Raw genomic sequence first — 14065 nt, forward strand, 5'->3', positions numbered from 1 at the left:
ACGCCGTGCCGTGGTACTACCGGCCCGGCCCCATGCCGCGGTTCATCGCAATCGCCTGGGCCACGTTCTGGCTCAACGGCAGGTTGCCGCCCGCGGTATCCCGCACCAGCTCCAGCCGCAGCTGGTTGCTGGCGATCTGGCCGTCACCGGCCAGGGCGATGCCCTGGCCGACGCTGCCGTTGCGTATCCATTGCTGGACCAGGCCCTGGCCATCTACCTGCAACAGCAGGCGTGCCTGGTTGCCGTCGAGCACCGCAGAGGCCGAGACGCCTGCGGCGTGTGCACTGATCGAATGGGCACCGTCATCCGGCAGGGCCGGCACCGCGCCATTGTGTACCACCAGCGTGGTCGCATTGCGGGCGACGTTGCCATCGCCGGCCACCTGCACGCTCTGCACCACGCCGCTGGCGTTGGCCAGGCCGCTGCTGTCGATGTGGCGACCCTGCGTGTCCGGCAGCGGCGCATCTGCGGCGGTGACGTGCACGCTGGGCTGGAAGCTCAGTTTCGGGCTGCCCCCGCCGCGGAAGTCCATGCCCAGGGTCAACGCACCCTGCAACACGCTTCCGTTGCTGGCCTGCCACTGCGAGACCATCGTCACCCCGAACCAGGCGACAGTATTGCCGCCCACGGTGTAACGGCCCCGCATCAGGTTCAGTTCGGGATCCGGGATTTCCTTCAGGCCGCGCCCGGGCGCCGCGTCCGCCGCCTGCAGGGGCAGGGCGGGGCAGGCCAGCAGCAGGACCATCAACAGGCGGTGACGGAACATGGCGGAACCTCCTTCAGAACAGGTCGGCGTGGCTGAAGCCGAAGTCGACCAGTTCGGCATCGGTGATCGGCCCCTGTCGCGCGTAGAGCGCGCGGGCACTGGGCCGTTCGCTGGGTTGCAGCAGAACCGTGTTGCGATCGAAATCGCTGCCGATCACCACGAAGACGGCACGCGATGGCCACGCAGCGAGGAATTCAGGCAGCGCCAGGCTGCGGTTGCCGAGGATGGGATCAGCCACCTCGACCACACCGTCGCGCACCTGCTTGAGCACCACGAAGTGGCGGAAGCCGCGCACGTCCATCAGCACAAGACCGGGAACGCGAAGCGTGCGCAGGCGTGTTTCATCGATACGATAGCCGCGCCCGCGCATGCCCAGCGATTCCACGTAGCGCTTGATGTCGAGCAGCGAGAAACCACGCTCGGCCACCAGTGCTGGATCGGACACCCCCATCATTCCTTCGATCACCGTCGCTTCGTCGGTCTGCAGGTGATAGGCATGGCGCAGGATGGTTGCCAGTGCGGCCGCCCCGCAGCTGTAATCGGTGTGCTGGCGCACCACGTTGCGGTAGCGCCGTTCCTGCATGCTTTCCACCTTCTGCTGCAGCAGTGCGCCATTGGGTAGCACGCTGGCGAAGCCGACGTCGCCCGCCCGCGCCGATGCACCGCCCAGCAACAGCAGGCAGGCCAGCAGGCATATCGACAGACGGTGGCCGATCATCACGTTCTCCAGCAGCAGGAGGGAGCCCCTGCCCCAAGGGGGAGGAGGAACAGGGGCTCCCGGGAACCCGGCCATTGGCGGACGGCCGGGGTGGTGCTCTTACTCGCCGTTGCCGCCACCACCGCCGGTGCTGGGCTGGGCTACGGCCAGGGCCAGGCTGTTGGCCTGCAGGTTGCCGGTGCCCGCCGCCACGTTCACGCCGATGTTGCCGGAGGCGCCGGAGAAGGCACTGCCGGACAAGGCCGACGTGTTGGTGGCGTTGACGTTCACCCAGCGCGTGGTGCTGACCGTGCCGCTCAGGCTGGCGTACAGATCGGCCACGCCCAGTTCGACGAACTGGCTGGTGCCGCTTTCACGCGTATCGAAGCCCAGCCCGCCCACCCCCGGCCGGTTGGGGTTCATCGTGGCGTTCTGGATCTGGTTGTCCAAGTCGATGTGGCCGGTGCTGTTGCCACCCGGGTGCGGCAGTTCGCCATTCCAGGTGTCCAGATAGTAGTTCGCCATCTGGTAGGCGTTGCCGGTGCCGCGGTAGGTGCCCGCGCCATAGGCCAGGGTCAGGCCGCTGACACCGCCACGCATGCCGACCTGCACGGTATCCGTGTAGGACTGCACGAAGCCGGCGTTGCTGACCGTGTTGCCGGTGGAGACCTGGTTCGAACTGATGCTCGACTGCGCTACCGCCGTGGTTGCGACCGAGGCCGCGAGCGCGTTCTTCTGCTCGTTGTTGTTGCCCGAAGCAATGTTGACACCGATGTTGCCTGACGCACCGCCGAAGGCATTGCCACCGAGACCTGCGGCATTGGTGACGCCGGAGTTCATGGTCGCGTTGCCGAAGCCGGCCTGGTTGACGAACACCTCGGCGTCGGCCATGCCGAAGCTGAAGGACGCATCGGCAGCGGACAATGACGCGGCATTGTCCTGGGCGTTGTTGTCCCCCGATACCACGTTGAAGCCGAGGTTGCCGGAGGCGCCGGCACCCACGCTGTCACCGATGGAGGCACTGTTGGTGACCAGGCTGTTGCTGGTGGCGTTGCTGCTGATCGACTGGCGGTTGTCGATCACCGCAATGGCCGCCGAGTCGAGGTCGATGTCACCGGTGATGGTGGGGTCGCCGGAGAAATTGACGTCGGTGCTGAGGCGCAGGTCCTTCTCCAGGTTCACGTCGACGCCGTGGTTGTTCTTTTCCTTGCGCTCGTCGGCCTGGATGGTGCTGTGCTTCTGCACATTGACGTTGACGGTGCGGTTGCGTACGTCGTTGTCGGTGTGGTTGTGGGTGTCGTTGCGGGTTTCGCTGACGGTGTGGTTGTGGTTGATGTTCGCGTTGGCGTTCTGGTTGTCCCAGCCATTGGCCGCAGCGGCGGTCGAGGCAGTGGCAATCGCCATGGCGAGCATGGTCCGTTTGACGGTCGCTTTCATGGTGCCCTCTCTCTCATCGGGTGGTGCATCGGTTGGGTGGTTGTCACGGGCGGTCCTGCACGACCAGGCCCAGCACATTGGCCGTGTCGTTGCCGCTGCCCGCGATCTGATTGAGTTGCAGGACCCCGTCGAATCCCCGCAGCGCGGTGCTGGTGACACCGGCGCTGCGGGTGCCGGTCGCGACGCCGCGACCGGCGTCGTCCCGCCCCCCTGCCAACGCGGAACCTTCGGCGGCCAAGGCCGTATCGTCGGATTCGCGTATGCCCTGTCGAGCCAGCGTCGCGCTGACGACGTTGAGCGTCGTGTTGGCGATGCCGCTGGCCTGGTTGATGGATGCGATGCCGCTGGCACCGGCCAGCGCGTTGCCGTCGATGACGGCGGTGGCGTGCGCCGGTGCGCTCAGCACGCGGTTGCCGGCCCGCAGTTGCCGGTTGCCGATCGACACGTCGGCGCGTTCGCCGGTGGCGATGCCATGCAGGTTGGCCTGCAGGTTGAGGTCACCGGCCGCCTGGTTCACCGCGATGGCGCCGTTTGCACCCGCCAGGGCGTGACCGTCGATGCGGGCCACGTCGAGGTAGGCGAGCATGCCGCTGTAGTCGTCGGCCTGCGCCATCAACGGCGTGGCAAACAGGACCAGCAGCAGCCAACGTGCCCGCTTCACTTGCCACCTGCCGGGGCCGGGCCCTGCAACGGGAACTGGGCGAGCGCGCCGCGCACGGTATCGCCGATGCCGCGGGTGCTGTTCCCGACCGCGCCCAGTGGGCCACCCAGTGTGCCACCGAGGCTGCTGCCGAGCATGCCGTCACTGCTGCGTCCCAGCGTGCCGCCCAGGGCCTGCTGGGCGACCCGTTCGACGGTGGTGCCCGTGGGGGTCGCGGTCGCAGCCGTGTGCCCCGCCCCCATGCCGGCATAGTCCTCATCGCTCAGCTCGTCCATCGCGTTTGCCGGGGTACCCGCACCGAGCGCCGTCGCAATCTCGCGCTGTGGTTTCGGGTCGGCGATCAGCGCCATGCCCGGGGGCGCCATGCGATAGGCCGGCCGCGCGGCCACATCCCGCAACAGGACGATTTCGCCCGGTTGTGCCTTCACGCCCTGGCGGGCACCGGAGGCAGAGGCGCCCGCGGCGCCCGACAGCAGGGCCACGGCCAGCATTGCCAGCAGGCCGCGAATGGGGGTGATGCCGTCCATGCCGATCTCCCGTGATGGGTGCGGCGGAACCACGCATCAACCGTGCCAACCCTGAAAGTCTTGGCAGCCAGGGGGGCGGGCACTGGCAGGCGTGGGGCGTTGCTGCCATGTCGTTACAGCAGCGTGGGAAAAATGTTGGGATTGCGCAGCGCCAAGCGCCGCAGGGCAAGGCGGGCGCCCGACTGTCGCACGGGTGTTACAGGTGCCGCCGCGGACTGTAACGATGCCGCTTCAGCCAGTGCTTTCTTGACGCGCCGCTCATTGCGCCGCCGTTTAGCGCAGCGCTAGGATCCGCGCAACAAAGGCCGCCGCGGTGGCCGTAGAGGTCCCGGCGGAGGGGCGGCACGCCGGTGATTGCCTGACAGTCCGCCGACGGTGTCCGGATGCTGGGGGAAGCATGGCAGCGGTCCCGGAGGCTTCTGCGTCACGATGCGTGCTCTGGTTCGGCGAGCCGCTGGCGAACGAGCGCAGCGCGCTGGCAGCCGCAGGCTGGTACGTGCGTCGCATCCATCCCGACCCGGCGATGGCCATCGGCCTGCGCGGGCGCGACCGGCTGCTCGCCGTGCTGGATCTTCGCCATCTGGATGCACCGGCCCTGCAATTGCTGGCGCCGTGGATCGAACAGCACGCGCATCTGACGTGGCTGGCGGTGCTGCCGCCTGGCGCAGGGCCCACGCCTGCCGCGTGGCTGCCCTTGTTGCAGCGTTGCATCTCGCGGTTCACGCTGCCTTTCGGCCTGCAGGACCTGGTGGCGGCGATGCGCCAGCAGTTCGACGCGGAGGATACGTCTGCCGACGAAGTGTGCAGCGGGCAGGGGCCGCGCGCATTGATCGGCGAGAGTCCTGCGCTGCATGCGGTGCGCACCGTACTGCACAAGTTCGCGCCGGTCGATCTGCCGGTGCTGGTCACCGGCGAGACCGGCACCGGCAAGGAGTTGGCTGCACATGCACTGCACGCGTTGTCCGGCCGTGCAGGCAAGCCGTTCATCGCGGTCAACTGCGGTGCCATCCCTGCGAACCTGGTGCAGTCGGAGCTGTTCGGCCACGAGCGTGGTTCGTTCACCGGCGCCGACAAGCGCCAGATCGGCGTATTCGAGGCCGCATCCGGCGGCACCGTGTTCCTTGACGAGGTGGGCGACCTGCCGGCCGAAGCGCAGACCAGCCTGTTGCGCGTGCTGCAGGAAGGTACGTTCGAGCGGGTCGGCAGCAGCCAGCCGCTGCGGGCGGACGTGCGTGTACTGGCTGCCACCCATGTGGAACTGGAGCACGCGGTGGCGCAGGTGCGGTTCCGCAGCGATCTCTACTATCGCCTCAACGTGCTGCGCCTGCTGATGCCACCGCTGCGCGAGCGCGGCGCTGATGTGCAGCTGCTGGCCGAGCATTTCCTGCGCTGCTTCCGCCTGCGCCACAGCGTGCGTGCACGTGGCTTTGCACCCGCTGCGCTGCAGGCGATGCGGCGTTTCGAATGGCCCGGCAACGTGCGCGAACTGCTGAACCGGGTGCAGCGGGCGGCGATCATGGCCGAAGGCGAGCTGATCAGCGAGCGTGACCTCGAACTGGGAGGGCCCGTGCATGCGCCGCCGGGGGCGATGCTGCACGATGCCCGCGGCCAGGCCGAACGTGATGTGCTGCTGCAGACGCTGCGGCAGACCGGCTACAACGTCTCCGAGTGCGCGCGGCAGATGCAGATCTCGCGGGTGACCGTGTATCGGCTGTGCCGCAAGCATCGGCTGGAGCTGCCGGCGCAGCGCTGATCAGCCGGCCGGCACGTGCTTGAACAGGCGCAATGGCGTGCCTGGAAGACGCTCGATCACGCCCTTGGCCTCCAGGTCCAGCTGCACGGCTTTCAGCCACCAACCGGCCGTGGCGCCTTGCGGAAACAGCGATGCGGGCAGGTGCGGCAACAGCGCCTGCTTCGCCTGCGCCACCGTCATCCCGGGAGGTTGCCTGGGCAAGGCACGCAGCAGGGCCGCGCGCATGGCCATGTACTTGGCGCGATCCACGCGCTGGATGTGCCCGGGCGTGGTGATGCTCTCGATCTCGATCCGCTCGGGCTCAGGCATGGCTGTCTCCCGTGATCTCGATGCGTGGGCTGCGGAAGCCCATGGAGATCCACGCCTTCAACAGCCGGGCATGGAACCGCAGCGAGTGGGTCTTCAGGTTGGGCACGTCGCCGGGAAGGACAGACGCGTCGGGAAGATCGTTGACCATCGTCCGCATCTCCACGGCGGGGCGTATCGCGTCCGGCCACAACAGCCCATACAGGCTCAGCCAATGGCCACCGCTGAACTCCAGGAAGAGCGGCGTATTGCAGCAGCCCGCCACGACGCGGCGGCTGCCGGCCGTGCTGGACAACCGCCACGCGTGCAGCCGGGAATGCCCGGCATCGATGCGGACGCGATCCTTGCGCTGCATTACGAAATGCGTCTGGCCCTGAGGCCCCAGCACCTGCGGTACGCCGGGCATCGCCTGCATCCGGACGCCGGCCCTGCGGCAGCTGTCGCAGCAGCATTCGACGCTGGCGATGGGGCTGCCGGTGGTGGTCAGGCGGACCTGGCCGCAGGCGCAGGCAAGGGACTGTTGGGAAGGCATCTGCATTTTCTCCTGGGGTACTCAACCTCTCGACGAACGGGCGCGTGGGAAATCGACACCCACTGCCTTCAGGGCGGCATCATCCGGTAGCGGACGCGGTACAGGTCCAGTCCCTCACCACCGGCGCGTCGCGCCGAGTAGGTCAGCGTGTCGCGGCGCGAGCCATCCAGCATCGCGCCGTAGCTGTCGCCGCTGGGCGCGTTCACGGGCGATGGCAAAGCATGGCCTGCGTCATAGCGGCCTCCACGTTCGTAGGCAATGAACTGGCGCACCGGTGCGCTGCCGAAGTCCTGGGCGCGGGCAAATACCACCGTTCGGCCGTCGCCCAGGAAGGTGGCATCGAACTCCTGTGCTGCGGTATTGAGGTCTCCCGCCAGTGGCCGTGCCGGCTGCGCGACGCCGCCGATCATCGCCGCGCTGTAGAGGTCATGGCCGCCAGCACCGCCCGCACGATCGCTGGAGAACAACAGCGTACGACCGTCGGGCGAGAGCATCGGCGCGAACTCATCGGCCGCGCTGTTCACTGCGGGGCCAAGATTGACTGGCTCCCCGAATCGACCGTCGCTCCCCATGCTGACCCGATACAGATCGTCACCGCCCTGGCCGCCTGCGCGGTCCGAGCAGAAATACACGACGTGCCCATCCGCGGAAAATGCGGGATCGAAGTCGGGCCCCGGCGTGTTGAACGGCACTGGCGTGGCCGGCCGCCAGCGGTCACCTTCGCGGTGCGAGATCCAGATGTCGTAGCCCCCAGGCTCCCCCGGCCGGTTGCGGCTGAACCACAGGGCGGTATTGCCGTCCGGACTCAGGGTCAGCCGGATCTCGTCATGCTGTGTGGAGGCAATGCCGGGGGCGAAGCGCTCGGCGGGGCCGATGATCCGCAGCACCACGGGCGGGGAGGGCACGGGCAATGCCGATGCCAGCAGCATCACGGCCAGCAGCGCCTTCATGCCTGTCGCTCGAAGTCGCTGACCCAGTTGGTTTCCCAACTGCGTCCACCATCGGCGGAGGCCGCCTGTTCCCAGCGCGCCGAACGCGGGGTGATGCGTGACCAGATCACCCGCGTCTGGATCGCCCGTCCCTCGTGCTGGTCCTCGCCGAAGAAGCGGCCGACACCGGCCTCGAATCCCCCACGCAGTGGCTCGCCGATCCGGGTCGGCGCGCGGCCATCCAGCCACCAGCTCAGCCAGTGCCGCTCGGCCGCATTCCAGGCGCGGATGCCCATGCCGCGCAGCGGTGCTCCACGCACGTCCATCAGGTTGTCGCCCACGTTGCCGAATCCGCCCAGTACCGGCCAGTTGTGCAGGGTGCCGTTGAACGCGTCCCACGCATCGCTGCCTGCCAGCCGAGCGCGCAGGCGGCGATGGCGCACGTTCCAATGGCCCACCAGGAAATCAAAATCGCCCGGTGCATCCGGCAGCTTCGGAAGCGGAGTGGGGATCGCAGCAGTGCGCCGGAACCAGTTGCGCCAGTTCACTTCCCAGTGGGCACCGGCATCGTCGGAGAACGCCTGCTCCCACCACGGCTCATCGCCGTGGATGTCATGCCAGCGGAACCAGACCTCGATGGGGCGTCCCTTGAAGTCATCGCGACCACGGAAGCTGCCGCCATCGCCTGCGAAGGCGCCGCGCACGGGCGCTTCGATATGGGCAGGGGTGCGCCCATCGATCCACCAGATCGACCAGGTGGAAGACACCGGATCGAAGGCACGCACGCCCAGGCCCCTGTAGGGGCCCGAAGGCAGTGCCATGACGTTGTCATCGATGGTGCCGAGCCCGCCCAGGGTGAGCCAGACCGCGCTGGCGCCGGTGAAGGCGTCCCAGCGGGTATCGCCCACCAGGCGCTCCTTCAGGCGTTGGTGCCGGACCTGCCAGTTGCCCTGCAACCATTTCCAGTCTGCGCTGGGGCTGGCCAGGGCCCACCCGGAGGGCAGGGCGGTGGACGCTGCCGTGGCGGCCAGGGTGGCCAGGAACTGCCGTCGATCCATGTGCGTTATCCCGCGCCGGAGGTGCCTCCATCGTTGCGCGTGCGAGGGGGATTGACCACGCGGAAATCGGGGCTCAGGCTAAGCCACACTTATGGTGACCCAACGCCAGCTGCCATCGCTTGTCGCCATCCGCGCCTTCGAGGCGGCGGCACGGCTGGGCAGCTTCGCCCGCGCCGCCGAGGAGCTCGACACCAGTGCGGCATCGGTGAGTTACCACGTGCGCCGGCTGGAGGCCCAGACCGGGACCTGCCTGTTCCTGCGCCACGCCCAGCATGTGGAATTGACCGCCGCCGGTGCGAGCGTCGCAGTGGAGGCCACCCGGGCCTTCGACGCGCTGCGCGCCAGTTTCATGCGCGCCGCTGACATGGATGCGGCACGACTGCGCCTGTCCGTTCTACCGACGCTGGGCACCAGCTGGTTGACGCCGCGCCTGGGCAGTTTCCGCGCGCGCCATCCAAGCATCGTGCTGGAACTGGACCTGTCGGCAGAGCCGCAGGACCTGGCCGCCGGGCGTTTCGATGCCGCCATCCGCAACGGGCATGGTGCGTGGCCCGGGCTGCAGGCCACGCCCCTGTTCCCCAGCATTTTCACTCCGCTGTGCGCGCCAGCGCTGCTGCCGGCGGCAGACGGGCTCGGTCGGCGGGCGTTGGAGGTTCCACTGCTCGGCAGGCCTGACTGGTGGGCGCTGTGGTTTTCCGCACATGGTGCTGTTCCGCCACCGGACCCGGAGAGCTTCGTCACCCCCTTTGCGATGGAGCATCTGGATGTCGGTGCTGCCATTGCCGGGCAGGGCATCGCCATCGGCTCGCCGATCCTGTTCCAGGCCGAACTGGACAGTGGGCGCCTGGTGCAGGCACATCCCGGTGTGGCCAGCGACGGGCGTGGTTTCTGGTTCGTGGCACCGACGGCGCGCAGCCGCAGCACCAAGGTCATCGCATTCGGTGACTGGCTGGGCGAGCAGGCCGCGCAGGCCAGGCGTGCGTCGCGACATCATCTGGCACACGCGGTGACGCCATGAACCAGAGCCCGGAACTGTTGCGGCGCCTGCTGCGTGCCAAGGACCGGATGGACCACGCCAGTCACGAGGACTGGCCGGTGGCCCGCCTGGCCGAGGTCAGTGCGGTATCGCCTGCGCATTTCGCGCGTTCGTTCAAGCAGGCATTCGGCCTGCCGCCGCACCGCTACCTGCTCAGCCGCCGCATCGAACGGGCCGTGGCGATGCTGCGTGACACCGAGCTGCCGGTCACCGAGATCGCCGCGCAGACCGGCTGGAGCAGCCTGGGCACCTTCGGGCGCATCTTTCGTGACATCACCGGCGACAGCCCGGGCAATGTGCGCCAGCGCGAGCGCGCCGGCGAGGCGACGCCGGCCAGCGTGCCGGAATGCCACGCACGTGCCGCGCAGCGACCGGACCTGAACATCGCAGTTTTGGAGAAGCGCCGCCGCGAGGCGGTTGCTAACGTGGATCCCACCTGAGGGAGGTCCCATGACAAACACTGTGAACACGGTCGGCCTGTATGTGCGCGACCAGGATGAGGCGCTCGCGTTCTACGTCGGCACGCTCGGCTTCGAAGTGCATACCGACGTGCGCAATGGCAGCTACCGCTGGCTGACGGTGCGCAGCCCCGGCCAGGACGGATTCCAGCTGGGCCTGTTCGTGCCCGGTCCGCCCACCCACGATGCGGCCACCGCGCAGGCGCTGCAGCAGCTGGTGGCCAAGGGCGCAATGCCGCCGCTGGTGCTGGCCGTGGATGACTGCCAGGCGCGCTACACGCAATGGCTGGCGCAGGGCGTGGAGTTCACCCAGGAGCCGGTCGAACGCTACGGCGCCATCGATGCGGGGTTCCGCGACCCGTCCGGCAATGGCTGGAAGATGATCGAAGCGCGCTCCGAAACGAGGCGCCGTCAATGAGCCGCGGTGGCTGGGCGCGGCCCGTACATCGCTGGACCTCGATCGTCTTCACCCTGGCGGTGATCGCCAACTTCGTCGTTCGCGGGCTGGGGCAGGGCGAGCCTGCAGCGTGGATCACCTATTCGCCGCTGCCGCCACTGTTCCTGCAGCTGTTCACCGGCCTGTACCTGTTCGTGCTGCATTACGCCGGGAAACGCCGCGGCGCCGCACTGGGCGCTGCGGGCTGAGGCCGCCTCAGGCGGCTGCGTCGGCGGCGTAGGCCGCCAGCACTGCCGGCAGCTGCTCCATGCGCTGGAAGATCACCTTCGCGCCCGCAGCGCGCAGGGCCTCCGGCGTGCTGTGGTGCGGGCCGCCCTCGCTGAAACCAAACACGGTCGCACCTGCCGCGACGCCGGCGGTGGCGCCGGTCACGGTGTCTTCGATCACCGCGCAGCGCTTCGGGTCCACGCCCAGCGCTGCGGCGGCGGCCAGATAGACATCCGGGTGAGGCTTGGTGTTCGGCATGTCCTGGCCACTGAACACATGGGCACCGAAGGCATCAAGGATGCCGACCTTGCCCAGCTGCAGCTTCACCTTGAACAGGTCGGCACCGGAGGCGCAGGCAATCCGCCCGCCGGTGGCCGCGGCAATCGCACGCACGGCCTCGGGCGCCCCCTGGATCGCCTCAAGGTCCTGCTCCAGCGCACGGTTGCGCTGCTGGCGGAATTCCTCCAGCCATTGCTCGGTGAACGGCTTGCCGGTGCGCTCTGCGATCAGCCCGGCCAGATGAGCCACGGATTGGCCGAGGAAGACCTCGCCCGCCTGCGCCGGGGTCAGCGGCCAGCCGCGTGCGGTCAGCATTTCCGAGAGCACACGGGCCACCAGCGGCTCGGAATCGACCAGTACGCCGTCGCAGTCGAACAGCACGGCATCGAAGGGGAAACGGGACATCTACTACTCCGGGAACAGCCAAAGGGGCGACGTGCCCGCCATTTTCCCATAGCGGGTCGGGCGGGGCACGCGGGCCACAGGAACGCTAGACTGCCAGGTCAGCCCGCCCAGCGCCTGCACGGGAATACGCCTTGAACCGATTGCGATCATTCTTCAGTGCGTACCCCATCCAGTTCGCGATGGCCGCCAAGCTTTACGTGCTCTGCCTGTATCTGCCCGTAGCCCTCCGCCTGGTCGAATTCGGGCGCCGTCTGGGCCCGCCCGAGGCCTCACGTGAAATCGGCTACGCGCTGGCGGAGCTCGGTTTCAGGCTGAGTCTCTTCGCCGGAGCGGCGGTACTGGTGTCGATGCTGCTGTTCGGGCGTCGCGGCGCGCTGCGGATCCGCCACCCGGTGATCGCTTCGATCGCCTTTTTCGGGTTGCTCGTCGTGCTGGATCGCGCCATGCGCATTCCACTGGCGCAGGCGCAGTTTCCCGTCTACGGCGTCGCCGCCATCAGTCTGGGCATGCTTGCGCATGCACTGCTCCTCACGCTGCTGGCATTGGTGCCAGCGCTGCTGATGCAGCGGCGCGTACGTGCCGAGGGCAGGCACCATCATCTCATCAGTGCCGGCATCGCCGGCGCAGTGGCGCTGGTGGCCGGCAGCTGCCTGCTCCCCATCCTGGTGGCGCAGCTGCCGGTGGGATTCTCGCCCGGCGAGTTCATCATGCCCGTTGCCGACGGCGCCGCGCAGCTGCAGATTGCGAGCCTGATCCTGCTGGTGGCCTGCGCGCTGGCCACGTTTGCCGGCCTATGGGCCGGTGCGCCGTCGCCGGAACCCGCATCGACGGCGCGCACGATGGTGGTGTCGCTGATCCTGCTTGCCACGGCGCTGCTGATCATCCTGGCCAGCATGGCTTATCTTCTGCGAGCGCTGTCCGCTGGGGCGCCGACGACAGGTCGCGGGCTTGTCGTTGCCACCGTCGTCGGCGCCGCAGTGCAGTTCCTGCTGGCCAGAGTGCTGGCGTCACGATGGCTGCGCGCACAGGCATCGTGACGTTCCTCTGCCCCCCGATCAGCCCAGGTCACACCCGGCCGGCTGCGGCCAGGTGGTGGCCGGCAGCATGTTCTTCAGCGAGGCCGGCGCGTTGATCGCCACGTAGCTGGCACCCAGCAGTTCCTCCAGATCCGCAATCGTCACCAGGTAGTTGTCCAGGCTGCCCAGGTTGGCCTCGTTGGGGATGATCCAGCTGATCGCCTTGGCGGTTCCGGTGTTCGGGTCGCGGGTGATGATCGTCTTCCAGAAGAACTCCGGCGTCGGAATGCCATGGCTGGCCAGGAAATAATCGTTGGCGGCATCGCCGTAGACCACGCCACCGTAGACGTCCACCGGCGCGATGTCGCGGTAGCACTCGGCCACGTTCTCGGCCTTCACCCAGATGCCCTGGTTGAAGCTGGACACCTGCGGCACGATGTTGGTCATGTAGTTGGCGCGACGGATGTAGGTCGCGTCGTAATCCATGTGGTTGGACGTGACCAGATGGCCACGGTCATAGCCGGATTTGATGCTGGCGTAGGACGCGGTGCTGGTCTGGCCCAGGCAACCGGCCGGCAGGTCCGGGTCCTTGTAGAAGCTGGACGGCCGTGCGGCCGAACCGGTATCGGCGGTGAGCGTGTACTCGTAGCGGGTGGCACTGTGGATGCTGCAGTCGTAGGTGAGCACGAAGCCGCCCTTGTTGAGGGTGACTACCTGGGCCTGGGCTGCGCCGGCAAAGGCGCTGAGGACGAAGGCAAAGACGAAGCTTGCAAGGCGCATTGCGATTCTCCAGCAAAGAGTTCAGGACGCAGCTGCCCGCCACGACCAGGCCCGGCCTGTGTCATGTGAAGGCGTTGCGGATACGGGTGATGCGGAGTGCAGTAGAGCGAGGCCGCGATGAGGAGGGCCCGGAAGGCCGCGCGGTGTCGCAAGCGTCACAAGCTGTCGTCTTTTGGTCAACGACGAGAACGCGAAGCTGTGACCGGGTGCAAGCACTGGTGATCTGTCAGATCACGCGGTCCGTGGCTGACATGCGCGCGTGATAGGGCGTCGTGCCGCAGTGGCTGCGCGACTCGGTACCATAGCCGGCATCTGGGAAAGCCCTGGCATGGCACGTGGGGAATGATGAGCAGTGATGTCTTTGCGTGGGCCGCTGTTGTTGCCGTCGTCGGAATGGCGATCGTGGCTGCACTGCGTCGACAGAAGCGTCCGCCATACCGCAGTTTCAAGTGTGGGCGCTGCGGCAGCGCGGCGCTGCACGACACACGTACCATCGGCGCCTGGCGAGACGGGAAGCAGCGCTTCTACTGCAGCGCGTGTCATGCAGACTGGTTGCGATCACACCCACAGGATTCCAGGTCGCGCCGCGGGCAATCCGGGTGCCTGGGCGTGGTTGGCATGCTGGCATTGATACCGCTGGCGGGCCTGCTGGTATGGGTTGTCCACCGCGCCTGAATCTGGTTTCGCATCGATCCGCCTGGGCTGTCGGCTCCGAAAGCGCCATGCTGCGTCGCAAGGTGCCAGCCACCATTCGCACTGGT

General features: G+C 67.8%; 17 protein-coding genes. 6 read left to right on the forward strand and 11 right to left on the reverse strand.

All coding sequences use genetic code 11. From position 1 onward, the window contains the following. Positions 1 to 16: 16 nt before the first annotated feature. From VG561_RS00235 to VG561_RS00255, 5 genes are all read right to left on the reverse strand, one after another. Positions 17 to 766 carry a hypothetical protein gene (locus VG561_RS00235; protein ID WP_423179253.1) on the reverse strand — a complete coding sequence of 250 codons (750 nt, stop codon included), beginning with the start codon at positions 764 to 766 and terminating at the stop codon, positions 17 to 19. A 13-nt stretch (positions 767 to 779) separates the two neighbouring features. Continuing rightward, positions 780 to 1484, reverse strand: coding sequence for a C39 family peptidase (locus tag VG561_RS00240; protein ID WP_046430798.1), 705 nt, complete (start codon positions 1482 to 1484; stop codon positions 780 to 782). Between the two features lie 99 nt (positions 1485 to 1583). Further along, positions 1584 to 2900 (reverse strand): adhesin, encoded by a 1317-nt coding sequence (locus tag VG561_RS00245; protein WP_142234777.1) that lies wholly within the window; start codon positions 2898 to 2900, stop codon positions 1584 to 1586. A 43-nt stretch (positions 2901 to 2943) separates the two neighbouring features. Next, complete coding sequence (locus tag VG561_RS00250; protein ID WP_142235010.1) at positions 2944 to 3513, reverse strand: hypothetical protein; 570 nt, start codon at positions 3511 to 3513, stop codon at positions 2944 to 2946. Positions 3514 to 3557: 44 nt separating this feature from the next. After that, positions 3558 to 4088 (reverse strand): hypothetical protein, encoded by a 531-nt coding sequence (locus VG561_RS00255; RefSeq protein WP_142234776.1) that lies wholly within the window; start codon positions 4086 to 4088, stop codon positions 3558 to 3560. A 397-nt stretch (positions 4089 to 4485) separates the two neighbouring features. On the opposite strand from VG561_RS00255, the gene VG561_RS00260 reads away from it, so the two are divergent. Further along, positions 4486 to 5841: a sigma-54 interaction domain-containing protein gene (locus VG561_RS00260; protein ID WP_126412286.1), complete on the forward strand. Its 1356-nt coding sequence runs from the start codon at positions 4486 to 4488 to the stop codon at positions 5839 to 5841. On the opposite strand, the gene VG561_RS00265 is transcribed toward VG561_RS00260, so the two are convergent. The 4 genes from VG561_RS00265 to VG561_RS00280 form a co-directional block, all read right to left on the reverse strand. Beyond that, entirely contained in the window at positions 5842 to 6150 is a 309-nt protein-coding gene (locus tag VG561_RS00265; RefSeq protein WP_014647247.1) for a DUF6958 family protein, read from the reverse strand. It lies immediately after the preceding gene. Next, positions 6143 to 6685 carry a GFA family protein gene (locus VG561_RS00270; RefSeq protein ID WP_041863476.1) on the reverse strand — a complete coding sequence of 181 codons (543 nt, stop codon included), beginning with the start codon at positions 6683 to 6685 and terminating at the stop codon, positions 6143 to 6145. Before VG561_RS00270 ends, VG561_RS00265 begins: the two co-directional genes overlap by 8 nt. A 62-nt stretch (positions 6686 to 6747) precedes the next feature. Continuing rightward, positions 6748 to 7629: a TolB family protein gene (locus tag VG561_RS00275; RefSeq protein ID WP_423179254.1), complete on the reverse strand. Its 882-nt coding sequence runs from the start codon at positions 7627 to 7629 to the stop codon at positions 6748 to 6750. Beyond that, positions 7626 to 8666, reverse strand: coding sequence for a hypothetical protein (locus VG561_RS00280; RefSeq protein ID WP_142234773.1), 1041 nt, complete (start codon positions 8664 to 8666; stop codon positions 7626 to 7628). The genes VG561_RS00275 and VG561_RS00280 overlap by 4 nt, the downstream gene beginning before the upstream one ends. Before the next feature lie 91 nt (positions 8667 to 8757). On the opposite strand from VG561_RS00280, the gene VG561_RS00285 reads away from it, so the two are divergent. The 4 genes from VG561_RS00285 to VG561_RS00300 are packed head-to-tail and all read left to right on the forward strand — an operon-like array spanning position 8758 to position 10805. Then, positions 8758 to 9684: a LysR substrate-binding domain-containing protein gene (locus VG561_RS00285; RefSeq protein ID WP_014647243.1), complete on the forward strand. Its 927-nt coding sequence runs from the start codon at positions 8758 to 8760 to the stop codon at positions 9682 to 9684. After that, positions 9681 to 10142, forward strand: coding sequence for a helix-turn-helix domain-containing protein (locus VG561_RS00290; RefSeq protein ID WP_014647242.1), 462 nt, complete (start codon positions 9681 to 9683; stop codon positions 10140 to 10142). Before VG561_RS00285 ends, VG561_RS00290 begins: the two co-directional genes overlap by 4 nt. A 10-nt stretch (positions 10143 to 10152) precedes the next feature. After that, positions 10153 to 10578 (forward strand): VOC family protein, encoded by a 426-nt coding sequence (locus VG561_RS00295; protein WP_423179255.1) that lies wholly within the window; start codon positions 10153 to 10155, stop codon positions 10576 to 10578. Continuing rightward, positions 10575 to 10805 carry a hypothetical protein gene (locus VG561_RS00300; protein WP_032957563.1) on the forward strand — a complete coding sequence of 77 codons (231 nt, stop codon included), beginning with the start codon at positions 10575 to 10577 and terminating at the stop codon, positions 10803 to 10805. The genes VG561_RS00295 and VG561_RS00300 overlap by 4 nt, the downstream gene beginning before the upstream one ends. A gap of 7 nt (positions 10806 to 10812) precedes the next feature. Here the strand turns inward: VG561_RS00300 and VG561_RS00305 are convergent, their stop codons facing one another. After that, on the reverse strand, positions 10813 to 11508 hold the full coding sequence (locus VG561_RS00305) for an HAD family hydrolase (protein WP_014647239.1): 696 nt from the start codon (positions 11506 to 11508) through the stop codon (positions 10813 to 10815). A gap of 131 nt (positions 11509 to 11639) precedes the next feature. Here VG561_RS00305 and VG561_RS00310 point away from each other — a divergent pair, with 131 nt between their 5' ends. After that, positions 11640 to 12545 carry a hypothetical protein gene (locus VG561_RS00310; RefSeq protein ID WP_423179256.1) on the forward strand — a complete coding sequence of 302 codons (906 nt, stop codon included), beginning with the start codon at positions 11640 to 11642 and terminating at the stop codon, positions 12543 to 12545. A gap of 18 nt (positions 12546 to 12563) precedes the next feature. Here VG561_RS00310 and VG561_RS00315 read toward each other — a convergent pair whose 3' ends face one another. Then, positions 12564 to 13304, reverse strand: coding sequence for a DNA/RNA non-specific endonuclease (locus VG561_RS00315; RefSeq protein WP_014647237.1), 741 nt, complete (start codon positions 13302 to 13304; stop codon positions 12564 to 12566). Positions 13305 to 14065 lie beyond the last annotated feature (761 nt).

Source organism: Stenotrophomonas sp. CASM110, assembly GCF_049384345.1.
In the GTDB taxonomy this organism is placed as follows: Bacteria; Pseudomonadota; Gammaproteobacteria; order Xanthomonadales; family Xanthomonadaceae; genus Stenotrophomonas; species Stenotrophomonas muris.